The sequence below is a fragment of the Pseudomonas sp. CVAP#3 genome, from assembly GCF_018986375.1.
Classification (GTDB): Bacteria; Pseudomonadota; Gammaproteobacteria; order Pseudomonadales; family Pseudomonadaceae; genus Aquipseudomonas; species Aquipseudomonas helvetica.
In genome coordinates this window covers 55,694-81,592 of sequence record NZ_JAHMSC010000002.1, presented here as the reverse complement: position 1 = coordinate 81,592, position 25,899 = coordinate 55,694, and the positions used below count along the sequence as shown (strand labels likewise).

At 57.9% G+C, this 25,899-nt stretch carries 26 protein-coding genes; 16 read left to right on the top strand and 10 right to left on the bottom strand.

Annotated elements, in window-relative coordinates; genetic code table 11:
• Positions 1-46: 46 nt before the first annotated feature.
• A complete protein-coding gene (locus KRR23_RS03845; RefSeq protein WP_216741422.1) occupies positions 47-1,216 on the bottom strand; it encodes a M20 aminoacylase family protein in 1,170 nt (389 codons plus the stop codon).
• A gap of 105 nt (positions 1,217-1,321) precedes the next feature.
• Here KRR23_RS03845 and KRR23_RS03840 point away from each other — a divergent pair, with 105 nt between their 5' ends.
• Entirely contained in the window at positions 1,322-2,311 is a 990-nt protein-coding gene (locus KRR23_RS03840; protein WP_216741421.1) for a LysR family transcriptional regulator, read from the top strand.
• 17 nt (positions 2,312-2,328) lie between these two features.
• On the opposite strand, the gene KRR23_RS03835 is transcribed toward KRR23_RS03840, so the two are convergent.
• The gene (locus tag KRR23_RS03835) at positions 2,329-3,039 is read right to left on the bottom strand and encodes a FadR/GntR family transcriptional regulator (RefSeq protein ID WP_216741420.1); all 711 of its coding nucleotides are present in this window, start codon (positions 3,037-3,039) and stop codon (positions 2,329-2,331) included.
• 386 nt (positions 3,040-3,425) lie between these two features.
• Here KRR23_RS03835 and KRR23_RS03830 point away from each other — a divergent pair, with 386 nt between their 5' ends.
• The 3 genes from KRR23_RS03830 (at position 3,426) to KRR23_RS03820 (ending at position 7,283) form a co-directional block, all read left to right on the top strand.
• Positions 3,426-4,784 carry an MFS transporter gene (locus KRR23_RS03830; RefSeq protein ID WP_216741419.1) on the top strand — a complete coding sequence of 453 codons (1,359 nt, stop codon included), beginning with the start codon at positions 3,426-3,428 and terminating at the stop codon, positions 4,782-4,784.
• 38 nt (positions 4,785-4,822) lie between these two features.
• Positions 4,823-6,172, top strand: coding sequence for a glucarate dehydratase (gene gudD, locus KRR23_RS03825; RefSeq protein ID WP_216741418.1), 1,350 nt, complete (start codon positions 4,823-4,825; stop codon positions 6,170-6,172).
• A 256-nt stretch (positions 6,173-6,428) separates the two neighbouring features.
• On the top strand, positions 6,429-7,283 hold the full coding sequence (locus tag KRR23_RS03820; RefSeq protein ID WP_216741417.1) for a glycosyltransferase family 2 protein: 855 nt from the start codon (positions 6,429-6,431) through the stop codon (positions 7,281-7,283).
• A 543-nt stretch (positions 7,284-7,826) separates the two neighbouring features.
• Here KRR23_RS03820 and thpR read toward each other — a convergent pair.
• Together thpR and KRR23_RS03810 are read right to left on the bottom strand one after the other, a co-directional pair.
• Positions 7,827-8,372, bottom strand: a complete 546-nt coding sequence (gene thpR / locus KRR23_RS03815) for an RNA 2',3'-cyclic phosphodiesterase (RefSeq protein WP_216741416.1) — start codon at positions 8,370-8,372, stop codon at positions 7,827-7,829.
• 34 nt (positions 8,373-8,406) lie between these two features.
• Positions 8,407-9,978: a murein L,D-transpeptidase gene (locus tag KRR23_RS03810; protein WP_216741767.1), complete on the bottom strand. Its 1,572-nt coding sequence runs from the start codon at positions 9,976-9,978 to the stop codon at positions 8,407-8,409.
• 144 nt (positions 9,979-10,122) lie between these two features.
• Here KRR23_RS03810 and KRR23_RS03805 point away from each other — a divergent pair, with 144 nt between their 5' ends.
• The 8 genes from KRR23_RS03805 to KRR23_RS03775 all read left to right on the top strand — a co-directional run bounded on the left by KRR23_RS03805 (position 10,123) and on the right by KRR23_RS03775 (position 17,468).
• Positions 10,123-10,836, top strand: a complete 714-nt coding sequence (locus tag KRR23_RS03805; protein WP_216741415.1) for a murein L,D-transpeptidase catalytic domain family protein — start codon at positions 10,123-10,125, stop codon at positions 10,834-10,836.
• A gap of 368 nt (positions 10,837-11,204) precedes the next feature.
• Positions 11,205-11,612, top strand: coding sequence for a hypothetical protein (locus tag KRR23_RS28990; RefSeq protein WP_253911918.1), 408 nt, complete (start codon positions 11,205-11,207; stop codon positions 11,610-11,612).
• A gap of 37 nt (positions 11,613-11,649) precedes the next feature.
• Entirely contained in the window at positions 11,650-12,393 is a 744-nt protein-coding gene (locus KRR23_RS28985; protein WP_253911917.1) for a hypothetical protein, read from the top strand.
• Positions 12,394-12,439: 46 nt separating this feature from the next.
• Positions 12,440-12,988 carry an adenylyl-sulfate kinase gene (locus KRR23_RS03795; protein ID WP_216741414.1) on the top strand — a complete coding sequence of 183 codons (549 nt, stop codon included), beginning with the start codon at positions 12,440-12,442 and terminating at the stop codon, positions 12,986-12,988.
• Positions 12,985-13,734, top strand: a complete 750-nt coding sequence (locus KRR23_RS03790) for a class I SAM-dependent methyltransferase (RefSeq protein ID WP_216741413.1) — start codon at positions 12,985-12,987, stop codon at positions 13,732-13,734. The genes KRR23_RS03795 and KRR23_RS03790 overlap by 4 nt, the downstream gene beginning before the upstream one ends.
• A gap of 5 nt (positions 13,735-13,739) precedes the next feature.
• Positions 13,740-16,055: a PEP-utilizing enzyme gene (locus KRR23_RS03785; RefSeq protein ID WP_216741412.1), complete on the top strand. Its 2,316-nt coding sequence runs from the start codon at positions 13,740-13,742 to the stop codon at positions 16,053-16,055.
• Positions 16,052-16,669, top strand: coding sequence for a gamma-glutamyl-gamma-aminobutyrate hydrolase family protein (locus tag KRR23_RS03780; RefSeq protein ID WP_216741411.1), 618 nt, complete (start codon positions 16,052-16,054; stop codon positions 16,667-16,669). Before KRR23_RS03785 ends, KRR23_RS03780 begins: the two co-directional genes overlap by 4 nt.
• Before the next feature lie 85 nt (positions 16,670-16,754).
• On the top strand, positions 16,755-17,468 hold the full coding sequence (locus KRR23_RS03775; protein ID WP_216741410.1) for a phosphocholine cytidylyltransferase family protein: 714 nt from the start codon (positions 16,755-16,757) through the stop codon (positions 17,466-17,468).
• A 41-nt stretch (positions 17,469-17,509) separates the two neighbouring features.
• Here KRR23_RS03775 and KRR23_RS03770 read toward each other — a convergent pair whose 3' ends face one another.
• From KRR23_RS03770 to KRR23_RS03755, 4 genes are all read right to left on the bottom strand, one after another.
• The gene (locus KRR23_RS03770) at positions 17,510-17,890 is read right to left on the bottom strand and encodes a RidA family protein (protein ID WP_216741409.1); all 381 of its coding nucleotides are present in this window, start codon (positions 17,888-17,890) and stop codon (positions 17,510-17,512) included.
• 146 nt (positions 17,891-18,036) lie between these two features.
• Positions 18,037-19,668, bottom strand: coding sequence for a sensor domain-containing diguanylate cyclase (locus KRR23_RS03765; protein WP_216741408.1), 1,632 nt, complete (start codon positions 19,666-19,668; stop codon positions 18,037-18,039).
• Between the two features lie 92 nt (positions 19,669-19,760).
• Positions 19,761-20,333 carry a YceI family protein gene (locus tag KRR23_RS03760; RefSeq protein ID WP_216741407.1) on the bottom strand — a complete coding sequence of 191 codons (573 nt, stop codon included), beginning with the start codon at positions 20,331-20,333 and terminating at the stop codon, positions 19,761-19,763.
• 25 nt (positions 20,334-20,358) lie between these two features.
• Complete coding sequence (locus tag KRR23_RS03755; RefSeq protein WP_216741406.1) at positions 20,359-20,919, bottom strand: cytochrome b; 561 nt, start codon at positions 20,917-20,919, stop codon at positions 20,359-20,361.
• A 197-nt stretch (positions 20,920-21,116) separates the two neighbouring features.
• Here KRR23_RS03755 and KRR23_RS03750 point away from each other — a divergent pair, with 197 nt between their 5' ends.
• Positions 21,117-22,055 carry a class I SAM-dependent methyltransferase gene (locus KRR23_RS03750; protein ID WP_216741405.1) on the top strand — a complete coding sequence of 313 codons (939 nt, stop codon included), beginning with the start codon at positions 21,117-21,119 and terminating at the stop codon, positions 22,053-22,055.
• Positions 22,056-22,260: 205 nt separating this feature from the next.
• Positions 22,261-22,551, top strand: coding sequence for a type II toxin-antitoxin system RelB/DinJ family antitoxin (locus KRR23_RS03745; RefSeq protein WP_216741404.1), 291 nt, complete (start codon positions 22,261-22,263; stop codon positions 22,549-22,551).
• 8 nt (positions 22,552-22,559) lie between these two features.
• On the opposite strand, the gene KRR23_RS03740 is transcribed toward KRR23_RS03745, so the two are convergent.
• Positions 22,560-23,240 carry a GNAT family N-acetyltransferase gene (locus KRR23_RS03740; RefSeq protein ID WP_216741403.1) on the bottom strand — a complete coding sequence of 227 codons (681 nt, stop codon included), beginning with the start codon at positions 23,238-23,240 and terminating at the stop codon, positions 22,560-22,562.
• A gap of 5 nt (positions 23,241-23,245) precedes the next feature.
• Entirely contained in the window at positions 23,246-23,773 is a 528-nt protein-coding gene (locus KRR23_RS03735; protein WP_216741402.1) for a DUF3087 domain-containing protein, read from the bottom strand.
• A 324-nt stretch (positions 23,774-24,097) separates the two neighbouring features.
• Between KRR23_RS03735 and KRR23_RS03730 the strand changes: the two genes are divergently transcribed.
• Both KRR23_RS03730 and KRR23_RS03725 read left to right on the top strand, forming a co-directional pair.
• Positions 24,098-25,408 carry an NAD(P)/FAD-dependent oxidoreductase gene (locus tag KRR23_RS03730; protein WP_216741401.1) on the top strand — a complete coding sequence of 437 codons (1,311 nt, stop codon included), beginning with the start codon at positions 24,098-24,100 and terminating at the stop codon, positions 25,406-25,408.
• Positions 25,409-25,463: 55 nt separating this feature from the next.
• Entirely contained in the window at positions 25,464-25,880 is a 417-nt protein-coding gene (locus KRR23_RS03725; protein ID WP_046027689.1) for a RidA family protein, read from the top strand.
• Positions 25,881-25,899 lie beyond the last annotated feature (19 nt).

Below are 25,899 nucleotides of genomic sequence, written 5' to 3'. Positions count from 1 at the left end.
TACCGACCGATTTTTGTATAACCGTGATGTTAAAAAAGCGTGCGCCTCAACGCAGAAAACCCTCGGCCAACTTTACCCAATAGCTCGCGCCGATTGGCAGGCAAGCATCATTGAAGTCGTAACCGGGATTGTGCAGCAAACAGCTGCCATCGCCCTGGCCATTGCCGATCACTAGGTAGCTGCCGGGGCATTGTTCCAGGATGAACGCGAAATCCTCGCTGGCGGTGAAGGGCCGCAGGTCTTCGATCAGTTGCCCTTCTCCCAACCACTCCTGCGCAATCTGCCGGGCGAATGCGGTTTGCTCGGGATCGTTGATCAGCACCGGATGGCAGTGGAAATAATCGATTTGGGCCTGCGCGCCGAAACTCGCGGCCTGTCCGTTGACCAGCTCGGTGATTCTGCGTTCGAGCAATTGGCGGACCTCAGGCGTCAACGCTCGCACGCTCAGGATCATTTCGGCGGACGCGGGAATCACATTCGAAACGTTCCCGGCATGAATCGAACCGACCGTGATGATTGCCGTTTCCTGCGGATTGACGTTGCGCGAGACGATGCTTTGCAGGGCGATCACGATCGATGCGCAGACCACCACCGGGTCGACTGCCTTATGCGGCACCGCGCCATGGCCACCGGTGCCGATGATTTTGATCGTGACGGTATCTGCAGAGGCCATGAACGGCCCGCTGTAAAACCCCAACTGCCCGGCGGGATAGCCCGGGATATTGTGCATGGCAAAAATCGCATCACACGGGAAGCGTTCGAACAGCCCGTCCTCGAGCATCTTCTTCGCACCACCCAACCCTTCTTCGGCCGGCTGGAACACCAGGTTCAGCGTGCCGTTGAAATCCCGCGTTTGCGCCAGGTATTTGGCCGCCGCGAGCAAGGTTGCCGTATGACCGTCGTGGCCGCAGGCGTGCATCACGCCGTCGATCCGGCTGGCATACGGCAACCCGGTGGCTTCCTGAATCGGCAGCGCATCCATGTCTGCGCGCAGTCCGAGGGAGCGGCCCTCGCCATTTTTCAAGGTCCCGACCACACCGGTCTTGCCCAGGCCTTTGCTGACGTCATACCCCCACTGCGTCAAACATTCCGCCACCAGCTCGCTGGTGGTGAACTCTTCAAAGCCAAGCTCGGGGTGCGCGTGAATTCGCTGACGCAGGGTGATCATTTCATCCTGCAGCGCAGCGATTCCTGGCAAGACGTGGCCAGCATTCATGGGTGTGCTCCTCGATAAGAATGTTCAGCTGCCGGCGATTCAACCCAGGCGCTGTTGGGTCGATCTTAGGGAATGGGTCGTAGGCTGGGGAGGCGCAGTTTGGTTATGATGACAACCAACAGTTGTCACCACGGTGAGCAGATGAAACTGCATCAATTACAAGCCCTGATTGCCAGCGCCGAGACCGGCAGCATCCGCGCCGCCGCGCGTTCGCTGGACATCTCCCAGGCCGCGGTGACCAAAGCCCTGCGCGAGCTGGAAACCGAACAACAGTTGCCGCTGTTTGTCAGAACCCCCAGCGGCCTGAACTTCACCGAGTTCGGCAAGGTGCTGCTGACTCACGCCCGGCTGGTGCTCAAGCAACTGGAACATGCGCAGACCGAACTCGATCACCTGCGCGGCAAGGCCCAGGGACGCCTTTGCGTCGGGGTCACGCCCTGGGTCGCGTTAACCTTCCTGCCCGAAGTGGTCCTGGCTTTTCGGGCACGCATGCCGGAGATTCATCTGGAGTTGTTCGAGAGTTTGATGGCAGTTGCCCAGCCACTGCTGCGTGACGGCAGCATGGATTTCGCCATCGGCCAGCTTAATCCGGCACAAGCGACCGCGGAATTTGCCTGCGAAACCCTGCTCGAATACCAGACTTCGGTGCTGGTTCGCCAAGGTCATCCGCGACAGAACGCACGGTCGATTCACGAGCTGCTGGACCAGGACTGGACCCTGAACTACGCGCCAGACGGCCACGATGCGCTGATGCAGGAGCTGTTCTGGAGGCACAACGTGCAGATCGATGAGCAACGCATCGTGCGCGCCCATTCACTGGCGATCCTGCAAATGATGCTGGAACGGGCCGACATGTGTACCTGGGGTCCGACCATCCTGAGCACCGCCTCGCCCTTCCTCGGCCGATTGGTGTCTGTGAACCTGATCGAGCAGTTCGAACCAAGACAGCTGAGCATCGTCACTCGCCGCAACGGCTCGCTGAGCAATCCGGCGCTGTGTTTTACCGATTGCCTGCTACAGGTGATTCGGCGCCATGCGCGCTCGGCCAAGAAGGAAGACCGGCAGCTGTTTGAAACGCTGCAGTTGTTGGTGTGAGGTGACGCAGCACCGCGTCACTCAACCGCCATACGTTCCAGGCTGTTGCTCAAATGCAGCAGCATGGCCGCTCTGGCCGCATCAGGGTCCTGTCGGCGAATCGCATTGAAGATCGCTTCGTGCTCCAGATTGGCGGATTGACCCAGCTTCATCAGGTCGGTGTCACCCCGCTCCTGCGCGTTGATCCGCGTGCGCGGTATGACCGAGTTACCGAGGTGATAGATGATGTCGGTGAAGTACGTATTCCCGGTGGCTTCGGCAATCAGCCGGTGAAAACGCAGGTCGGGCTCAACACTGCTGTCGTTATTGGCCAACGAGTTCTGATAGTCGTCCAGCGCCTGGCGCATCCGGACGAGCTGATCGTCGGTTCGGCGTTTTGCTGCCAGGGCCGCGGCTTGCGTCTCCAGTCCCATGCGCAGTTCGAGAATCCCCCGCACGCTGATGGCGGTGTCGCTGCTCAGGCGAAAACCCTGATGCGGGTCACGTTCCAGGGCAAACGTTCCTACGCCATGCCGGGTTTCAACCAGACCCGAAGCCTGCAACTTGGAAATGGCCTCGCGAACCACGGTGCGACTGACGCCATGCTCACGAACAATCGTGGATTCGGAAGGCAGTTTTTCACCGGGCGCGATCTGCCCAAGCAGGATGCGTTGAGTCAGCTCGGCGACAATGTCGTGCGCCAGGCCAGGCGCACGCTTGCGGCCTGAACCGCTGGATTGGTTTTGCATGTGGTCCGACCCGTTCAAAGGAGGCTCCAGAATACTACTACCGTCAGTCTGCGGGCTGTCCCCCGCCTCTTCCAAGTGCTGATTTTGCACCTCGACATGTCAGACAACATAGCTGTTTCAGCCGTTTTATTCGACTGCCTCGTTTGCATGACGAGCGAGATGCTCATCATGAAAACTGAAACACCGAGTCAAAATCGAGCCTTAACCGCCTAAAACACGTCAATTACATCCATTTAAATCTTACAAACCCAGTTTTTATAGCTATTTGGTCGCACGACTCGTATTGCGAGCGAAAAATCTCACTTGTATGATGACTGGCAACTTAAGTCGCAAACAACACTGCAACACCACACCCGCATAACAATAATCAGTGGGAGTCATGAACCGTGAGCAACTCAAGCGCCACACCTGCCGTCTCGCCGGACAATCCTGTCCTGGCGCGCGCCATTTCGAAAGTGAAGAGCCATGTGCTCCCACTCTTCGTCATCATGTTCATCGTCAATTACATCGACCGCGTCAACATCGGTTTCGTCCGCACCCACATGGAACACGACCTGGGCATCGGTGCCGCGGCTTACGGGCTCGGTGCCGGTTTGTTCTTCATTGGTTATGCGCTGTTCGAAGTGCCCTCCAACATACTGCTGCAAAAAGTCGGGGCGCGTTTCTGGCTGACCCGGATCATGTTCACCTGGGGCATTACCGCCACGCTGATGGCCTTCATCCAGAACGAAACCCACTTCTACATCTTGCGTTTTCTGCTGGGCGTGGCCGAAGCCGGTTTCTTCCCGGGCGTCATCTACTACTTCACTCGCTGGTTGCCCGGCGTCGAGCGCGGTAAAGCCATCGCGATCTTCCTCAGCGGCTCGGCATTCGCCTCGCTGATCTCCGGGCCGTTGTCCGGCATGCTCCTGCAAATCAACGGTCTGGGCATGCATGGCTGGCAGTGGATGTACATCATCGAAGGCATGGCGTCGGTGTTCCTGTGCTTCTTCGTCTGGTTCTGGCTGGACTCCAAACCGCATGACGCCAAGTGGCTGAGCCGTGAAGAGCAGGATGCGCTGGTGGGCGAAATCGATCGCGAACAACGTGAGCGCGACGCCGCTCACACGGTCAAGCCGACCTTGGGCAAGTTGCTCAAGGACCGTCAGATCATGCTGTTTTGCGCGCTGTACTTCTGCATTCAGCTGACGATCTACGCCGCGACCTTCTGGCTGCCCAGCATCATCAAAAAAATGGGCGACCTCAGCGACATTCAGGTGGGTTTCTACAACTCGATTCCCTGGCTGATTTCGATTGTCGCCATGTATGCCTTCGCTGCACTGTCGGGCAAGTTCAAGTTCCAGCAGGCCTGGGTTGCTGCTGCGCTATTGATTGCCGCTACGGGTATGTTCCTGTCGACCACGGGCGGGCCGATCTTTGCGTTCATCGCCATCTGCTTTGCGGCGATCGGTTTCAAGTCAGCCTCTTCACTGTTCTGGCCGATTCCCCAGGGCTACCTCGATGCCCGGATCGCTGCCGCGGTCATCGCCCTGATCAACTCCATCGGCAACCTCGGCGGCTTCGTCGCCCCCACCACTTTCGGCTTTCTGGAACAAACCACCGGCTCCATTCAGGGCGGACTGTATGGCCTGGCAGGCACCTCGATCATTGCTGCGCTGCTGGTGTTTTTCGCCAAGACCAAACCCACGGTAACGGACACCGCCAACACGGACATTCACCAGCCCGTGCTCGGTAAATCGCACTGATCGGCGCTTGGCTCGAACTGACAAGACAGGAACTGAACATGAACACTGAACACCTGCACCACACCGGCAAAGCCCCGCTGATCACCAGCCTCCAGGTCATCCCGGTTGCCGGCCATGACAGCATGCTGATGAACCTCAGCGGCGCCCACGGCCCGTTCTTCACCCGCAACATCGTCATTCTCAAGGACAGCTCCGGCAATGTCGGCGTCGGTGAAGTCCCCGGTGGCGAGCGTATTCGTGAAACGCTGGAAGACGCCCGCAGCCTGGTGGTCGGGCAACCAATCGGCAACTACCAAAGCATCCTCAACGCCATGCGCCGTGCGTTCGCTGCCCGCGATTCGGCCGGCCGTGGCCTGCAAACCTTTGACTTGCGCATTACCATCCATGCGGTGACCGCCATGGAGGCGGCCTTGCTGGACTTGCTCGGTCAGTACCTCGAAGTCCCGGTGGCGGCCTTGCTCGGTGAAGGCCAGCAACGCGATGCGGTGAAGATGCTCGGTTATCTGTTCTACATTGGCGACCGTCACCAGACCGATCTGGCGTACCGCAGCGAACCCGACGCGGATGACTGGTTCCGCTTGCGCCACGAACAGGCGATGACGCCTGAAGCCGTCGTGCGCCTGGCCGAGGCCGCCAAGGCCAAATACGGTTTCAACGACTTCAAGCTCAAGGGCGGTGTGTTGCGCGGAGAGGAAGAAATTGAAGCCGTTACTGCTTTGGCCGAGCGCTTTCCTGATGCACGTATCACTCTTGACCCGAATGGCGCTTGGTCGCTTAAAGAAGCCATCCGTTTGTGCCGCGATCAGCATCACGTTCTCGCTTACGCCGAAGACCCATGCGGCGCAGAAAACGGTTACTCGGGCCGTGAAGTCATGGCTGAATTCCGCCGCGCCACGGGTTTGAAAACCGCGACCAACATGATCGCCACCGACTGGCGCGAAATGGGCCATGCCATCCAGCTGCAATCAGTGGACATTCCATTGGCCGATCCGCACTTCTGGACCATGCAAGGCTCGGTACGCGTGGCGCAGATGTGCCATGAGTGGGGGCTGACCTGGGGTTCTCATTCCAACAACCACTTCGACATTTCACTGGCGATGTTCACCCAGGTCGCGGCGGCTGCACCGGGCGATATCACTGCAATCGACACCCACTGGATCTGGCAGGACGGGCAACGCCTGACCAAGGAGCCGCTGCAAATCGTCGACGGTCACATCAAGGTTCCAGCCAGGCCCGGCCTGGGCGTCGACATCGACATGGACGCCGTCGCCAAGGCTCACGAACGCTACAAAGGCATGGGCCTCGGCGCGCGCGACGACAGTGTGGCGATGCAGTTCATGATTCCGGGCTGGACGTTCGATAACAAAAAACCCTGCCTGGTGCGCTGAGTTTCGGCGGCTACGCAACGTGATGCCTTGAAACAAGCGAGGACAGGTTCATTGCCCTGTCCTCGCCTTCTCGCGAATAGATCTATCCCCTCCGCTCCCCCGCCCCCGCCTCCGCCTCCGCCTCCGCCTCCGCGTTTATCGGGATCAGAAACAACCCTGTCAAAAAATTTATCCCGCCGAGAACAGGCCGAAAGATTGACCTCTCTAGGATGAGCGCACGCCTGAAGTTCAGGCAGCATTCGAGGCTAAATAACCTATGACGCGCCCACTTTCGACCAAGGCCAACTACAGCATTGTGTTGGTCAACTACAAATCGCTTGAGCTGACCAGGACCTGCCTGGAACTGCTGCACGAACATGTGCAAGCGGCTGGCGTGCCGGTGTTTGTGGTGGACAACTATTCGAACGATGCGAGCAGCGAATACCTGCGCACGCTCGACTGGATCAACCTGATCGAACGCAAAAGCAACGGCCCTGAAGCCGGAAGTTTTGCTCATGGCCGGGCCTTGGATCTTGCCCTGGAGCAGGTTGAAACCGAGTACCTGTTTTTGTTGCACACCGATACGTTCATTTACGACCCGACAGTGTTCAGCCTGATGCTCAGCCAGTGCGCTGGCCCGCAGGAAGTGGCGGCGGTCGGCTGCTTGGAACAGCTGAACCGAGGTGTAACCCGAACGGCCTGGCGCCTGACATCACGGTTTTTCAAGCACTACACCCGGCGCAGCTTGCTGGCCCTGGGATTGAATGCCAAGGCACCGAAACCGTTCAGGGAAGTTCACTTGAAAAGCTTCTGCACCCTGTGGAACGTGCGCCTGGTTAAACAACACGGCCTGCGCTTTCAAATGGATGGGCGCAATCCCGGTTACGAACTGCAAGATCGAATGGCGGCGCTGAACTACAAGATCGGCTTCATTTCGCCACGCACGATTTTCCGTTATCTGGATCATATTCAAAGCGGGACGGTTTCAGCGATGGGCGGATATGCGAATAGCCACCGCAGGGTCAAGGTGTACAACCAATTGACCGGACAGCGAGCATTCAAGGCTGATGCATTGCAGACAAATGGCTACGTGGGATCGTTTAAGCAAGCGCGCTCTCCCGCTATTGTTTGATGCCTGCTTCCAAAAGATCGTCCGAACGCGGCCCGAGCCTGCGGCCGCTACGGATATCAACCGCCACAACGAAGTGATACGCCCGCCCCACCACTCAACAGGCCGAGCGTTAGCTCGCCTGCCGCCCTTGATCTTGATCCACCCGCCCCTATCGGGAGACCGAGTGGAGGTGTTCATCAGGGGGTGGGCACGCAGCGCCGTACGGCGCAGCCGGACACATCGAGAGGAGGTCGTCGCGCAGCAGACCGTAGGCGATGCCCCCTGATGAATGCCGGAGCGAGGGAACGCCGAGCCTAGGCGAGGTGCCGGACGCTTGGGGCGAGCGTTTTTTTGCTTACTTTTTTTAGGCGCTTGTAAAAAAAGTGAGTCGCCGTCAGGCGAAACCCTAAGTGGCCGTTACCGCAGGAATGGATATGTACACCTGCAAGAGATGGGTCGGCTGTCAGGCCGCCATCGCAGGCAAGCCAGCTCCCACAGTTGGACTGTGTACATCTGCGGGAGATTGGTCGGCTATCGGGCCGCCAAGGTCAAAAGGTCCTGGACCTACGGCACCAGAGGCCATTCAGCCAGCGCCCGATAGCGGCCTTTATGCGATTCAAACAACGCAAAATGCCCGGCACTCAGATGAAAGTCCGGGGGCGTTGCAGATTCCGGGACCGGCTCTCGAAAGTCACGCATCAAGGTCAAATGAGGACGATATTCCCGAGGCGCGTCGGCAAACCCAAGCGCCAGCATCGCCTGCTGCAAGGCATACACCAGCTGACGCAATGGCAACGACGTCTGCGTTGGCGCGAGTAACAAAACACCGGCGCGGCGCCATGCATCCAGCTGGTCGAGAGAGACCGTCAAGCGCTCGCCCGGCGTTCTGACTTGCGCGGCAGCCGCGCAGATATCCGGAATCTGCGTCACCGCCACAGCCCCCAGAAACATCAGCGTCAGATGAAAGTTTTCCGCTGGCACCGGGCGTCCGCCAGTAAGCCGCAGAGCGCTTCGCCATTGGGCGATCGCTCGACGTTGTGCCGTGGCGCAGGGCAGCGCGAAAAACAATCGCTTGAACGGTTCGCCCTGCTCACGCGGTCCATTGTTCATGCCTTATACCTCCCGACTGGAGTGCGAGTAACGCTCAGGACTTGCCGCCCAGCGCAGCCGACAATGCGGCATCCCGCCCATAAATATCCGGGGCATAAAGCAACTGGCCTTGCTGGTCGGCTTGCACGGTCCAGTAACTGAGCAGGATCGGCACCGGTGTCGCCAGCCTGAATTCGTGGGTCAGCCCCGTCGCCAGCAGCTCATTGGTCCGCTGACGCTCAGCCGGGCTCAACAACAGATCGCGCAACTGCATCGCCTGCTCGACCCGCACACAGCCTGAACTGAACGCCCGCGGCGCCTTTTGGAAAAGCGCCTGGCTGGGGGTGTCGTGCAGGTACACGGCGAACGGATTGGGGAAGCGGATCGCCATTTGCCCCAGCGGATTCTTCGGTCCCGCATCCTGGCGCAGGAGGATGTTGCCAGGGTTATCCCAGTCGATCTCGTCCACCGCCAACGGATGGCCGTCACTGTCCAGCACCTGCAGGTTCTGTTTACCGAGGAACGCCTGATCCCGGCGAATTTCCGGCAGCTTGTCTTCACGCATGATAGTCGGTGGCACTGTCCAGGTCGGGTTCAGGGTCAGGCGCGTAACCGACGACTTCAGCAGCGGGGTCTGCCGCTCGGCACGCCCCACCTGAGTGCGCGTCTGCCAGACCGGCGTACCGCCCTGATAGACGGTCAACGTCGCCGCGGCCACATTGACCAGCAGACCATTGGGTTCCAGATCCTGCGCCAGCCAGCGAAAACGTTCGAGGTTGATCCGCAACTGCTCGCGCCGCACCGCCGGGCTGACGTTCAGCTCGGTCAAGGTGCCCTCCCCCAGCACGCCATCCGCTTGCAACGAATGGCTCAGCTGGAAGTTTTTCAGCGCGCTCACCAGCTCCTTGTTATAGACCGTGCCGACACCCGCGGAAACGTTGGCCAGATAGCCTTCGCTGAAGAGTCGCTTCGCCAGTTCAGGTACTCGCGCATCCTGTGCGCCGGGTTGCAACAAGGGCCCACTGGCGAGCGTCTGCCAATGGGGCAACGGCCGCTGACGCTGTCGGGCATAAACACGGCGCAAGCTCTGGTATTGCTCAAGGCTTGGACGCGCCAGTTGAAAAGCCGTCGCCATGTCTTGCAGGCCCGGCCCGGCAATGGCCAGCACCTCGGCGGGCCGGTCGTGCGGCAATGCCTGCGCATGCCACAACGGCTCGAAACGAGATTGCAACAGGCGGCCGTAACGCAGGTCCTGCAAGGCTTGCAGGTAACGCTGACTGATGCCGATATCGGCACACACTGCATCCCTTTCGGCAGCGCCCGTGGGCAGGTGGTAACGGTTGGGATCGAGGCCGTCATCGGCCAACTGCTGCAACTGTGCCTGCAAGGCCGGCAAGCGTCCGTTGGCCGTCCAGATCAGGGCGTAGTCCTGCTGCTGATAAAAAGCCTGCAACAGCGTTTGCGCCGACGCACTCAGGTGCGCGGCCAGGCCCGGGCAATCGACCGGCAATTGAGTGAGCGCCAATTTCAATGGGCTGTCGTGATCAGCCAGCTCGTTCTGGGCAGTCGCGACCAATGGCGCAGCGAGCAGGAAAAGGCTCAAGTAACATGCGTACTTTTTGATCAACTGCTTCACTCCACTCCATGGCCGTCAAGTAGACGGTCAACCTCTGCAGCAGGTGCGGCAAGCACCAAGGCCAGCGTATGCACAGGCCTGCCGAGGGAACGGCAGGAGGTCGGGAGCCAACAATAACAACAGGACTCTCTGCGCATGCTGACCTATTTACGCCGACACTGTCTGGCAGCTATGACGCTGGGCGCAATGTGCAGTCCGGCATTCGCCGCCGACACCCACAATCAAACGTTATATAACAGCCTCGCGCACGCCGCTCCGGAACTCAACCCCCAAGCACTGCAAAGTGCCCTGAACGCCATGCAATGCGCCGTCAACAGTGGCGCGAAGCAGGCCGAGCGCCTGGCCGTGATCGACTACTCGCAACCGTCCACGGCTCGTCGTCTTTGGATCTTCGATCTGCGCAAAAAGTCCCTGGTACTGCGCGATCTTGTCGCTCATGGGCAAAAATCCGGGGAAAATTTCGCCACGCAATTCTCCAATCGCGTCGGCAGCTATCAGTCCAGTCTGGGCCTGTTTCGCACCCAGGAAAGCTATCAGGGCAGCCACGGCTACTCGCTGCGCATGGAAGGCCTGGAACCGGGCTTCAATGACCGCGCACGTGATCGCGACATCGTGATTCACGCGGCCGACTACGTGAATCCCTTATGGAGTGAACGCCAGGGACGTATCGGTCGCAGCCAGGGTTGCCCGGCAGTGCGCCCGCAAGTGGCGCGCCAGGTGATCGATAAACTCAAGGACGGCCAGTTCATGTTTTCCTGGTATCCCGACCAGCACTGGCTGAAAGCCTCGGCCTACCTCAACTGTCGGCCACACCTGGGGACCGACATCCTCACCGCGAATGGCAACTGACGTGTCCGGAGATAAGGTTGGTTTTGGTGTGGTCAGGCATCACCAAAATGAACGACTGCTGATGTAAAGCTCGCTTGATCACTGCCGATAAGCTTAGTGTCCTGCTCCATATTATGCTCGCTCGAAATGATGGCAATACGCCAATCACATGGTATATTGGAGAATCCTTCGCATTTACAGATCAAGTTCTGTCGTTAATTTTCCAAGAAAATCCGATACGATTTTAGTTTGATTTGCATCACGACAAGGGTGTACACGCGCTGAAGGAGAAGCGCCAGGGTTAGACCGAAAAGCTTCTCTGCTTTCGTGCATTTACATGGTCTAAATCTGGTTTTACCTAGGAAAGTATTGAAGGTGCATCTTTTATCATGAAAAACGTTTACTTGATCAGCAACGTCAATAATGGCGGAAAAACATACCTTGAATACTTGCTGCCAGCGCTAAATGCTCTTCGCGAGAAGTACAACTGCATAGTACTCCAGACCAAGACTGTCGGTATCAGCAAGCACGAAGCAGAACAGATCCTCAACAGTCCGATTGAGGAGGTGGAACTGACTTTTATCGCAACGCTTAGATCGCAAACAGTCATCTCAAATGACGCCTCGATTGGGCGACTGCTGGATGAGTCAAATTTTGGTATTTTTATTGCGCATGGCAATGTCGGCATGCCCATCGACGACAAATACTATTGCTCCGATTGGACATCACATTGGGATGCGATTGTTTCTTCATCCCGATCGCTTTTTGACCTGATCAAAGCAGGTCTACAGGCATGACCGGCACGCGCTGCGTAAAGTATTTGAAGGAAGATCATTGCGCTCGGACCTTCGAAAAACAAGTGCAATATCTACACTGCCAGTCAAAATCCCCGAGCCTTTCAGGTTTCCCCCTGACTATCTGCGAACACCCGATGAGTATGTCGTAGGCCTTCTGCCGACCCAAAAAGGAATATGCCCGAACGGCGCTACTCTATATGAAAATATGGAGACCGTTATCAACTCAGTCAAGTCCACTATTCCTCATGCGACATTTATTTTACGCCCGTACATGACTGACTTTGAAGCGCCGTATGTAAAAGAGTTGTGTGGACTGCTTTCTCAGTACCAATGGATCTCAATCGATGAATCCAAAGAAAGCAGTAAAGAATTCTACCAACGCTGTGACACCCTCATTACCGACGCCTCGAGCGGTGGTGTTTCCTTTATGCTGAATACCTGCAGACTGCCAATCTATTATGTTCCGGCAGCCAGCGAGAGCAACCCCATCGTCAAGGCCTGGCTGAAACAAATGAATGGTTTGCTGCCAATAGCCAATAGTGGCGACCGCCTTAAAGAAATAGCCATTGAAATCGAATCGCTTACGCCTGATGAGCATTTTCTCAGGTATCAAAAATTCCATGAAGAAGAATACAGCGACCTGCATCACCCGAATGAAGTTTTTCAAGACCTGGTCCAGAAACAGCATGAGTCTGATTTCCGCTACTTTTCGATCGATTCTTTTGGAGAAATCGACAAGAGCGAAATCAGCAATCAAGAAAGCGTCCTGCAACCATCATGAATCTCCGTTGATTAACACTTCTAAACTGAAAACAAGTTAGGTCGATATGACAGATGACCGCGCCGGGCGGGTAGTATGGATTACAGGTCTTTCGGGTGCTGGCAAATCAACCTTGGCCCATGAGTTCGTTGCCGAACTGCGAAACCATGCCCAGCCGGTTGTAATGTTAGATGGAGATGAGTTGCGCGAGGTATTTGGCGCTGCAACTGCTAATTCACAAAACCATGGACGCGAGGGGCGATTGGCGTTGGCAATGCAATACGCCCACCTGTGCAAAGTGATTGCCGCGCAGGGGCTCACGGTGGTGATTGCAACGATTTCGCTGTTCCGCGAAGTTCATGCCTGGAACCGTACCCACCTACCGGGTTATTTCGAGGTTTACTTGAAGGTGCCGGTGGAGGAACTCCGCCGCCGGGACCCCAAGGGTATATATCGCCGGTTCTATGCGGGCGAGTTGCAGAATGTCGCGGGGCTCGATGTATCGATTGATGAACCGACAGCGGCAGACTGGGTGGTTGAGTTCGAACCTGACCGCCCCGTGCAAACATTGACAGATGATTTACTACATAGATTTTATAAAAGGAAGTTGGTATGAAAACCGAATGGGATTACACCGCGCTGGCTGATGCTTATTTGAAACGTCCTGACTACGCTGACGCCGCAATCGATGCAATGCTCTCGATTGCAGGTGCCGAGAAAGGCGACAAGTTCTGCGATGTCGGAGCAGGCGTCGCACACCTGACCATGATGCTGGCTGCGCGTGGTCTGGATGTTGTTGCGGTGGAACCTAATGATGCGATGCGCGCGAACGGCATCAAGCGTACCGCAGACTTGGCCAACGTGAGCTGGCATGAAGGGACGGGCGAAGTCACAGGACAAACGTCGCAGGCTTTCGACATGGTCACCTTTGGCAGTTCCTTCAATGTCTGCGACCGCCAGCAGGCACTCAAGGAAACCGCGCGCATTCTCAAGCCTCGAGGCTGGTTCGCCTGTATGTGGAATCATCGTCATCTTGATGATCCGATCCAGGCCCGCATCGAAGCCATCATTAAAGAGCGGGTACAGGGTTATGGCTACGGCACTCGTCGTGAAGATCAAACTGCCGTGATCGATGCCAGTGCGCTTTTCGGCCCTGTTGTTCATCTTGATGCGCGCGTCATTCACGAGCAAAGCATTGAAGAGTGCCTGGAAGCCTGGCGTTCTCACGCAACGCTGGAGCGTCAAGCCGGTGCGAATTTCCATGAGGTGATCAGCGCAATCGATGACTATCTGAAAAGCCTTCAGACGTCCTCGATCCAGATTCCGTACTCGACCAATATTTGGGTTGCTCAGTTGAGATAATGCCGATGGCGCTGCATTTCTCTACCAAGGCTGGCACATTGGCCAGCCTGCAAGAGCGGCTCAAGTCGGCTCGCATTGCTCCGCTGTTGTCGTTCACCGTGAGGGACTGGCAAATCGGTGGGCAAGCCTGTTTACGTGATATCCAGGGACAGCTGGGGGCCGGTCCCTGGATCGTGCGCTCCAGTTGTCTGCGCGAAGATGGCGCGCAAGCTTCCTGTGCAGGGGCCTTTCTCTCGATCCCTGGTGTCAATGAAACAGGATTGGTATCGGCCGTTGAACAGGTGATCGCCAGTTATGGCGAAGTACACCTGGCAGACGAGGTACTGATTCAACCGATGCTGGGTAACGTGGTTCGTTCCGGCGTTGCCTTTTCCCACGACCCGAATACCTGCGCGCCGTACCGGGTTGTGAACTGGTCGGAAGGCAGTGACACGGCATCAGTCACCGGCGGCATGGGCGGTCGGCTTTGGCAGCAGGCGGCACTTAGCAAAGTGCCGCCGCCACCAAAATTCGCCCCCTTGATCGCCTTGCTCGAAGAGTTGCTGGCGTTGTTCGGTGGCGCACCGGTCGACTGCGAGTTCGCTGTCACACGCGAAGCAGAAGGCGAGGTATTGTGGCTGTTACAAGCCCGGCCATTGATTTTGCCAACACGCCCGGAGCCCGAAACAACGCAGGCCGCCCGGCTGGAAAGTATTCAGCGCAAGGTAGCGCGGGGCATGCAGCCGCACCCCTTCCTGATTGGCCAGCGTACGGTCTATGGCGTGATGCCGGACTGGAATCCGGCCGAGATTATCGGAATCCGTCCCAAACCGTTGGCGCTCTCGCTGTACCGGGATTTGGTGACTGACTCAATCTGGGCCTACCAGCGCCACAATTACGGCTACCGCAACTTACGCAGCTTCCCGCTGATGCCGCATTTCTTCGGGTTGCCCTACATCGATGTGCGCTTGTCGTTCAACTCCTTCATTCCTGCAGACCTCGATGAGGGACTGGCCGGGAGGCTGGTCGATCACTATATCGATCGGCTGCTGGCCGAACCGACGCTGCACGACAAGGTGGAATTCGAGATTGTTTTCTCGTGCTACACATTGGATTTGTCGCAACGACTGGAGCGCTTGGCCAGTGCCGGTTTCCTGGAGCACGAGCTAGAGGCCATCAGCACCAGTTTGCGCAAGCTGACCAACCGCATCGTTCATCCCAAGGACGGCTTATGGCGCGCCGATGCCAATAAGCTCGACATACTAAATGCGCGACGCGAAGAATTGCTGGCCTCCAACGCCGACCCGTTGGAGCGGATTTACTGGTTGCTGGAGGATGCAAAACGCTACGGCACCCTGCCATTCGCCGGCCTGGCCCGCGCAGGCTTCGTCGCGGTGCAGATGCTTAAATCCCTGGTGACGGTGGGCGTGTTCTCGCAAGCTGACTACGATTGCTTCATGGGGGGTGTCTCAACCGTCAGCGGCCAGTTGGCACGTGACCGGGCGACACTGGACAAGGCGACGTTCCTCGCGCGCTACGGACACTTGCGCCCGGGTACCTATGACATCCTTTCGCCTCGTTACGATGAAGCACCGGAACTCTACTTCGACTGGACTCAGCGTCCCTCTACCCCGGAGCCAGTACAACCTTTTTCGCTGACCCTCCCACAGATGCGCGAAATCGTGAAGCAGCTGGAGGCACACGGTTTGCAGCCTGATCCAGTAGGCTTGTTGGACTTCATGCAAGCCGGTATCGAACTGCGCGAGCTGGCCAAGTTCCATTTCACCCGCAATCTCTCGGATGCCTTGGCATTGATTGCTGAAGTAGGTGCCCAGCATGGCATTGAACGCGAAGACATGGCCTATTGCGACATCAGTGCCTTAAAGGAGCTGCACGTTGCTGCAGCAGACCCGAAAGATGTGCTTTTGCGCAGCATTGAACAGGGCAAGGCCCGCTACGAAAAGACTCTCAAGATATCGCTGCCGCCGGTGATTACCCGACCTGAGGATGTCTGGTCCTTCGAGTGGCCGGAAACAGCGCCCAACTTCATCACCCAGAAGCAGGTAACAGCCCCCGTGGTGCTCAGCGATGACCGGGAAAAGCTCGCCGGGGCGATTGTCTGCATTCCCAATGCGGACCCAGGTTTTGATTGGTTATTTGCCTACCCGATTGCCGGGTTGATAACGGCGTGGGGCGGCGCCAACTCGCACATGGCGATTCGTGCCGGTGAACTCGGCCTGCCAGCGGTCATCGGTGCCGGTGAAGTGCTCTACCGTCGCTGGTCGGCGGCTCAGCGCTTACATCTGGACTGTCCCGGGCGCTGGGTGGAGATGATGGCATGAAGGTCGTTGCCGTCAGTCAGCGTGTGGACGTGATTCCTGAGCGCGGCGAAAACCGTGATGCACTGGACCAGCGTCTGGTCACCTTGCTTCTGGTTGCCGGATTTATACCGGTGCCGATACCCAACGGGTTGTACCTGCAAACACCCGATGGGGGGGTGATTCATGATGCCTTGGATGACTGGCTAAACGCGGTATCACCGCAGGCCATCGTTCTTTCAGGCGGAAATGACATCGGTCAGTGTTCGGCACGCGACCTGACCGAAAGCAGACTGCTTGACCACGCACGATCCCACAACTTGCCAGTACTCGGCATTTGCCGGGGAATGCAGATGATCGCGCACTCGGAAGGCGGCGAACTAAAACCGGTTACAGGTCATGTGCGAACCCGGCACACGTTGTCAGGACAGATTGTTGCCGAGGTGAACAGTTATCACAGCTTTGCCCTTGCCGACTGCCCGGAAGGATTTGAGGTTTTGGCACGAAGTGAAGATGGGGAAATCGAAGCCATTCGACACCTCAGCCTGCCTTGGGAAGGCTGGATGTGGCACCCGGAACGAGAGGCTTTTTTTGCCTCGCACGACGTTCATCGATTGAAGAAGTTATTCGGTGAATAAAACCTGTAGCCGGCCTGAGAGCTGGTACTTGGCACCCCACTCGCCGAGACGAATTCCATTCGAAAATTCATGAGGTAGAACTGTTGTGAAAGCCATTATTTTGGCTGCCGGACGTGGCAGCCGCATGAAAAGCCTCACGGATGAACGTCCGAAGTGCATGGTCGAGTTGCGTGGCAAGACACTGCTGGAGTGGCAGCTTGTGGCGCTGCGCGCTGCTGGCGTTAGCGAGATAGCCATCGTTACCGGCTACAAACGCGAGCTGTTGGCAGACCAAGGGCTGATCGAGTTCCATAATTCACGCTGGGCGCAAACCAATATGGTGTCGTCATTGGCATGTGCTGAAGCCTGGCTGCAGGCAGAGCCGTGCATCGTGAGTTATTCCGATATTTTCTACAGCCCGGCAGCGGTCCAGTCGTTGATGACATGCAAGGCGTCCCTGGCAGTCACCTATGACCCGAATTGGCTGGAGCTGTGGACACAGCGTTTTGGCAATCCATTACTGGATGCCGAAACGTTCCGCCTGACACCTGCTAACACTTTGGCTGAAATCGGCAACAAACCAGAATCAGCAGACGATATTCAGGGCCAATACATGGGGCTTTTGCGCTTTACGCCTGAGGGCTGGGCAGAAGTCGTCCGGCTTCGCTCAGCGTTAACCCCGGAGCAGTGCGACAAAGTGCATATGACGAACACCCTTCAGCAAGTCATTGATGCGGGTCGGGTCCCGATACACGCCATTCCTTACACAGGAGAATGGGGAGAGGTCGACTCCTCTGAAGACCTCTCCTTGTATCAATAGAATGAGCCGCAATGCTTGATCTGTCGCGATGACCCGCGGACTCAGCTCTTGGCCGCCATCGCGGTGACTTCCACGCGCATGCCTTCGACTGCCAGGGCGGCTACGCCAACGGCGGCGCGCACCGGCCAGGGCTTGGCGAAAAAGCGCTGATAGACCTCGTTGAAGGCGGCGCGGTCGGCCATGTCGGTCAGGTAGATGGTCAAATGCATGACCCGGTCCATGGAACTGCCAGCCCGTTCCAGCGCTACCTTGAGTGCCTGCAACGTGCACTCGCTCTGCTCGGTGATGCCACCCAGCTCCAGGCTGCCGTCAGCGCGAGTGGGGATCTGCGTGGAGACCAGCAGGCCGCCGAAACCGGCAACGTCGGAGGAGATGGATTCCGGGTCCGGGTCGGGGAGGAAGGTCAGGTCGTGGTTTGCCATGGGGGATCTCTTGCTTGAAGTGGTAAAGGGGGATCGTGCAGGCCGCAGCCAGTTTACAGCCCCATCGCCCGGGAGCAATCAATGCACGCAACCCTGTCTTCTCGGCGACGGCTTCGACGCCCAGGCGGGCTATCGGGCACTGTTGCCTAAAGCTTGTAGGTCACATACCGACCTCGCCCGGTTTTTTTGGCTTGATACATGACGCGATCTGCGGCCAGCAGGAGCATATCCGCAGAGCTTTCCCCGTTCCCCAGTGCAATGCCAATCGAAACACCCACGATGCAGACCGTACCGGAAATAAAAAACGGCGCTCCCAGTGCATCAATGCATTTAGTCGCGACGGTGCTCACGATCTCTTCGGCATCGTCACCAAGGTCACTCAACAGAACAACAAACTCGTCGCCACCGATGCGCGCCAAGGTATCGGTCTCCCGGACAACCCGGCGAAAGCGCCTCGCCACCTGCCGCAACACCTCGTCACCCGCCTCGTGGCCAAGGGTGTCATTGATATGCTTGAAGCCATCGAGGTCCATGAACAACAGGCCCACACTCGTCTCTTTGCGTTGTGCCAGTGCCAACACGTGGCGAAGCTGGCCCGAGAGATGATGCCTATTGGGCAAACCCGTCAACATATCGTGATGAGCAATTTTTTTAAGCTGGGCCTGTTTGTCATCCAGCTTGATCAACAAACGATTGAAGGCCGAGATCAAGTGACCGACCTCATCATTGCGAGTGACTGGCAAGGGAGCCAGTGGTCGCTCATCACGCGTCATGCGGTCAGCCTGCGCGGCGGCATGAAACAGATGACGAAAGACAAAGTACAGGCCAATGGACGAGAACACGGCGAAAATCAAAATGGATATAAACGCCCCCCTGATCAAAAAATGCTGTGTTCGATCGACAGTTGCAAAAGCCTCACTGCTCGGCAAACGGGCAACGACGAACCAGCCGGTACTTGGAACCGGCGCCATCGCTGAGACCTCCTCACCCCCTTCGGCGCTGAGCGTTACCCCCGCACCGCGAAATCCGGCCATGGCCCGATCATGCAGCGCATTGGCGCCGGGAGGCGGCGTTGGCTTGAGCGTCATATCCTGCGCCGAGGATTCGACAAACAATCGACTTTCCGGGAAAACCAGCTGGAAGCCGCCGGTTGTCTGCCCCATGTGGCTCTGGAGCAAGGAATCCAGAAACCCTGGCGCTGCGAGTGCCGTGACGCCCACGAGAACGGCTTGAACCCCGCCGTGTTCATCCCTGATGGGCACAGACATCGGCAGCAGCGGTTTTTGGGTTGTTTGATCCACCACAGGGCGCCCGATCACTGAACGTCCCGCCCATCCGGCGTGAATGTCATCACGCTCCGCGTAAGGGGTATTGAGCGGCGGCGTCAGGTCGGGATAGCTCGCGAGTGAATCCCCATTGGCGTTCACGATGAACACCTCTGTCGAGAACAACGTCTGGTAAGCGTAATGCTCTTTCAGCCAGGCACGCAGTTGCTCGGGTTGCTTGAGGAACTCAACAGGAATGGAGGCAGCAAGGAGCTCAAGCAAACGCTGACGCTGAATGATTTTGTCGTCGATATCGCGAGCGACATAAGTCGCCAACGCCAATTGCTGGCCTTCCACGACCGCGCTCAAATCCTCACGCAGAAAGTCGGTTAGCACGTAATAGCGCACGACTGCCCCAAACACGACAATGCACAGCGCCAATACCAACAGCCGAGTGACAACGCTGTTGAAGATTCGGGTGAAATTCAAGGGCATATGATCGTTATTTGGCATGGCTGGAGTGTAGCCGAGGGCGTCGCGTTTTTGGGTGTTTTCCCTTCACGGTGCAGCAAACCCATCGGCAGGTATCCAGGTTCGACTACAGGCTACTGCTCGGGCGCGACCACCCGAAACTTGATGTTGATCTCGTTGGAGACAACCCCGTAATCGGCCCATTCGCCCTCACCGATCTTGAAGTCGCCGCGTTTGAGAATGAACTCGCCATCGAATACGCCAATGGCGCTCTCAGGCTTCAAGGTGATTTGTGCACCGACCTCGCGGGTAATGCCCTTGAGCGTGAGCTGGCCAGTGACTTCGTAGCGATTGTTGCCGAGCGCCTTCACGCTGCTCGATACAAACTTCGCCTCCGGATAGGCCGCCGTGTTGAACCAGGCCGTTTTTTTCAACTCGCTGTTGGCATCGCTGTTCCCGGCATCGATGCTGTCGAGCTGGATGGTCAGTGTGGCGTGCGCCGCCGAGGGGTTCGCCGAGTTGAAATCGAGGGTGGCCTCGAATTTGCCGAACGTGCCATACACCCTCGCCCCCATCTGGTTATAGGTGAAGCTGATCCGGCTAGCGCTCGCGTTCACGCGCTTGTATTCGACGGCCAGGGCGCCCGTCGTGGTACCGAATACGAGGGCTGCAGCCAGGAGGACAGAGCGTGGAAATCGATAGGTCATGGGATTATCCGGTCAGTGGCCTGCTTCATGGCTTGAGATGCCGTGGGTCAGGCTGGCGCTTTGACGGCAGTATGCGCGCCAGCACGTTGTCACGATCAATGAAGTGGTGCTTGAGCGCCGCGCATGTATGAACGATCACCAGCACCAGCAATGTGTAGTTGAGCACCTTGTGCACATCACTGAGTCGGTCGCCGAGCGCAGCGTCCTTGGGCAGCAGATCCGGCAGCGGCAAGACACCAAACCATGACGTCTGGAAGCCTTTTGCCGAGCTCATCAGCCAGCCGCTGAGCGGAATCGCGAGCATCAGTGCGTACATTACCCCATGCGAAATGTGGGACGCGAACCTCATCACGGGCGACACGGTCGTCGGCAAAGGCGGAACAGGATGGCCCAGGCGCCAGCCGAGCCGTAGCAGCACCAGAAAAAACAAGGTCACCCCGGCCCACTTGTGCCATGAGTACAGCTTCAGTTTGGTCGGCGAAAGCACAAGCTCAGGCATGTAGTAGCCGAGCGCGAAGGTGCCGATCAGCCCGAGGGCTATCAGCCAGTGCAGGTAAATCGCCGTATGGGTGTAACGATCGTTCATGAGCACTCCGTGTCGACTGATGACATGACCGGGTAAAAACCTCGCTGCCTGACGGCCGGTACATTGTTGATCTGTACCTGTACTTGCGCAAATGCTTTGACAGCGGCTTGCCTGCGCAATCGCCTTTTGCCTCGCAGAACCCCTGGCGCCACAATTGTGGTTAAAATGCCGCCCCTTCACATTGCCGACCCCGCCCGATGAACCCTGACGCCCTCGCCACCCTCCGCCAGCATTTACTGACGGCTCTGACCGCTGTCCCCGAAGAAACCCGTCGCGTGTTCCATGGCCGGGGCCGATGCTGGCCGGGGCTGGAACAACTGACCGTCGACTGGATGCAGGGCGTGGTGCTGGTCTCGCTGTTCAAGGAGCCTGACCCGGTGCAGCTGGAGGCATTGAAGCAGTTGCTGATGGAGATAGCGCAATCGCCTGTGTGGGAAAAGTCCGGCGCGCATACGCTACTGCTGCAACATCGCTACCTGCCGCAAAGCACCACCGAATGGTTGTTGGGGGAAATGATCGAGGAATGGACGATCACCGAGGGCGGCCTGCGTTATCGCATCGACCTGGGCAAAAAACAGAACAGCGGCCTGTTTCTCGACATGCGCTACGGCCGCAATTGGGTGCGCGCCAATGCCCATGGCAAACGCGTCTTGAACCTGTTCGCCTACACCTGCGGGTTTTCCGTGGCTGCCATCGAGGGCGGCGCGGAGCATGTGGTCAACCTGGACATGTCCCGCGGCGCCCTGAGCCGCGGACGCGACAATCACCGACTGAATGGACACGACCTGAGCAAGGTCAGCTTTCTCGGCCATGACCTGTTCAAGTCCTGGGGCAAGGTCATCAACAGCGGCCCTTACGACCTGGTGATCATCGACCCACCGTCGTTCCAGAAAGGCAGCTTCCTGCTGACCAAGGACTACCAGCGCGTATTACGTCGCCTGCCGGAGCTGCTCAGCAGCGAGGGCGTGGTACTGGCCTGCATGAATGACCCGGCCTTCGGCCCGGACTTTCTTATCGACGGCGTCACCCGCGAAGCCCCGAGCCTGCGCTTCGAACAACGCCTGGAAAACCCACCGGAATTTCCCGATGTCGATGCTGAAAGCGGTCTGAAGGCGCTGGTGTTCAAGGCAGGCTGATTAGCCGTATTGGAATGGTTTGCTCAGCAATCGGCCTCCTGAAAAACCCGATTCAGGTAGGAAGCAGACACCGGAGCGCAGCACCTTCAGTAACTTCCTGCATTGGGCTCGGACGGTTCTCAAACACAAAGTGGACCAGGCTGATATTCATCGTGTGCCCAAACGATTGAAATACTGGGTAAGAACCGCTAATGAGGTCGCTTCCATGGGTACATTGCTGAATACCACCGACGTGCGTTGCCGCATTGATGCGGATTTGAAGATGCGTGCCACTAAAGTCTTTAACACTTGCGGGCTGAGCATCAGTGATGCCATGCGTCTTTTTCTCCGTCAGGTCGTTGCAACTCAAGGGCTTCCGTTTGAGGTGCACGTCCCTTCGGAAAAAACTGCCCGCGCCATGATGCAAGCGCGAGACATTCGCCAACAGTTCGACTCGATAGACGACATGCTGAGGGACACTGATGGCGAAACCGGAGAAAAAGCAAAAGCGAGCTGAACTGCCACCTACCCAAGCCGCTCCTGCACAAAAGCCTTCGCTTTGGCCGTCATCTGGTCGAGATGCCGGTCGCGCTGTTTTTCGGCATCGAGCATTGCCCTCTTCCCGTGTCGTTGCAGCAGATACGTATGGATCTGCCGCACTTCTGTCGAGCGGTAGATCGGTGCTGTATCCAGCACGCCCATCAAGCCGCCCGTGCTGTGATCACGAGTATTCATCAGCACCTGCGGCCCGCGCGCGCCCAGCACCTGAAAGCCCATCGCTTCGAAACAGGCAACCTTGCCGACCGCACACGCCAGCTCGGCATGCGGGTATCGGCTGAGCATCTCCTGGACCATCGCCCGTGCGACGCCCTGGTGCCGATGACTGGCTTGCACCGCCATATAGGCCACGCCGCACGCCTCGGGATCGTCCTTGACCGGCAGATACAGCAAAAAGCCGATGACCTTCGAAGGATCTTCATCATCCATCGCGACGATCAATTCGACAGCGATCCCTTTAGACCCGTCGAGCGCTTGCAGATAGAGATGAACCTCGTAGCCGATCGCATATTGATAGACGTTGAACAGGAGGTTGCTCGGCGCAATCGCCACCGTGCTGATATCGGTCAGATAGTCGACGACCATCTGCAGGATCTGGTCATTGATGGGCTCGGAGCACGGGGTTTCAAAGTGGGTGATCGTGAACATCGAACTCATGCCTCCTTCGCCTTCACTGCCGCCAGCCACTCAGGATTCAACTGATTCTGCTCAGTGTCGATCCCCAGCGCCTCCATACTTGTCTTGTGCTGATCGATCTCGCGGGTCATTTGGCTGAGGCTGCTGGTGTTGCCGTCCAGTTGGTGCATTTGCGTCAGCCCCAGGTGATAAAAGCGCAGCAGCTTGATTGCGCTCGGGTTACCGGCCTGCACCGCGTCGGTGACGCGATGCATGACGTTGGTGACGCTCATCAGGCTGCGCTTGAGTTGCCAGCCGTACACCGCCGCCGCCATCCACGGCTGCGACCAGCCTTTGATTTTCATCAGCGCGGCGCTAACGATGACAGCAGCAATGACGCCGCCCAGGTTGAAGCGAAAGTTATCGCCACCGGGCTCTCCGAACAGCATGACGGCCAGGCCGGACAGCGCCATCGCCAGCAGGACGAAGGTCACGGCGATGATCACGGTGCTGCGGCGCGTCTGCTGTCGATAGGTTTCGGGGTTCCACGGCTTGATCTCGAACATCACGGCTGGGCTCTTTTGCTAAGTTGAAGACAGGATGCGCGGCATTATCGCCCGTAGAGTTCGCTACAGACACACTTAATCAACAGGACGCCTCACCCTGCGCGCTACTGACGAAGTTTGGCCAACACAACCTCACCGAACCTGCACACGTTTCGGGTCAAATGACTGGCCCGACTTGAGCTCCCCCGCAAACACGCTGCATCAGTTATTTATACTCAAATGCCAGCTTAATAATATTTTACCGATACCAGGGTGATCCCTAGTCTTGAGCCCAAGAAATGGCAGGTCGTAACCGACCCTAATCCAACTTCGAAGGGCATAGAGATGACCATTGATAAAATAAAAACAGACACGCTGATTGTCGGCGCGGGTCAGGCGGGTGTGGCCATGAGTGAACACCTGAGCAAACTCGGAGTGCCACACCTGGTGCTGGAGCGCAATCGTGTCGCCGAACGCTGGCGCACCGGACGCTGGGATTCGTTGGTGGCCAACGGTCCGGCCTGGCACGATCGTTTTCCGGGTCTTGAGTTTGACGATCTCAGTCCTGACGGCTTTGCCCCGAAAGAGCGGGTAGCCGATTACTTCGAAGCCTATGCCAAGAAATTCAACGCCCCCATCCGCACCGGCGTAGAGGTGAAAAAGGTTGAACGCAATGTCGGTCGACCGGGCTTCACCATTGAAACCTCCGAGGGCATGATCGAGGCCAACCGTGTGGTGGCCGCCACCGGGCCTTTCCAGCGTCCGGTCATCCCGCCGATTGCGCCGCAAGATCAGCCGTTCCTGCAGATCCACTCGGCCGACTACCGCAATCCAGCGCAACTGCCCGAGGGTGCTGTGCTGGTTGTCGGCGCCGGGTCGTCGGGGGTGCAGATCGCCGATGAATTGCAGCGCGCAGGCAAGCAGGTGTACCTCTCGGTCGGCGCGCACGACCGCCCTCCTCGCGCCTATCGCAACCGTGATTTCTGCTGGTGGCTGGGCGTGCTCGGCGAATGGGATCAAGCGGCCATGAAGCCCGGCCGCGAACACGTCACCATCGCCGTGAGCGGTGCGCATGGCGGCCGTACGATGGACTTCCGCGGGCTCGCTCATCGTGGCATGACGCTCGTCGGCCTGACCCACTCGTTCAATGGCGCCGTCGCGACCTTCCAGCCCAATCTTGCCGACAACCTGGCGCGCGGCGACGAGAACTATCTGGCCCTGCTCAATGCCGCTGACGCCTACATCGAGCGCAATGGCCTGGACCTGCCGGAAGAACCTGAAGCCCGCATTACCTTCGCAGATCCTGCGTGCGTGACCCATCCGATTCTCGAGCTCGACCTGGCCAAAGCCGGCGTGACCTCAATCATCTGGGCCACCGGGTTTGCCACGGATTACAGCTGGCTGAAAGTCGACGCCTTCGACAACAACGGCAAACCGCAGCATCAGCGCGGCGTGTCGAGCGAGCCCGGCGTGTATTTCCTGGGTCTACCGTGGCAGTCGCGTCGTGGCTCTTCGTTTATCTGGGGCGTTTGGCACGACGCCAAGTACGTGGCGGATCACATTGCCATTCAGCGTTCGTACCTCGACTACCGCGATGCCGGGCAGCGTCAGGCTGAAACCGCCCCGGCCGTCCATAAAACACCTGTCAGTGCTTGATATCCGCGCCGGCGCTTGAACAGCGCCGGGCCGAATCTTTCTTGAGGAGCTTCCGATGTCCACGCCAACCCATACCCGCATTCGCATGTTCAACACCAAAGAAACCTACCCGAACCAGAGCCTGGACAATGACTTGTGCCAGGCAGTCCGGGCCGGCAATACCGTTTATGTTCGCGGTCAGGTCGGCACCGATTTCGAAGGCAACCTGGTGGGTCTCGGCGACCCGCGTGCGCAAGCCGAACAAGCCATGCGCAACGTCAAACAATTGCTGGAAGAAGCTGGCAGCGACCTCAGCCACATCGTCAAAACCACCACCTACCTGATCGATCCGCGTTACCGCGAGCCGGTCTATCAGGAAGTCGGCAAGTGGCTCAAAGGGGTGTTTCCGATTTCGACCGGGTTGGTGGTTTCGGCGCTGGGGCAGCCGCAGTGGCTGATGGAAATTGATGTGATTGCGGTGATTCCTGAGTAAGCAGATTTACCGAGGCGCG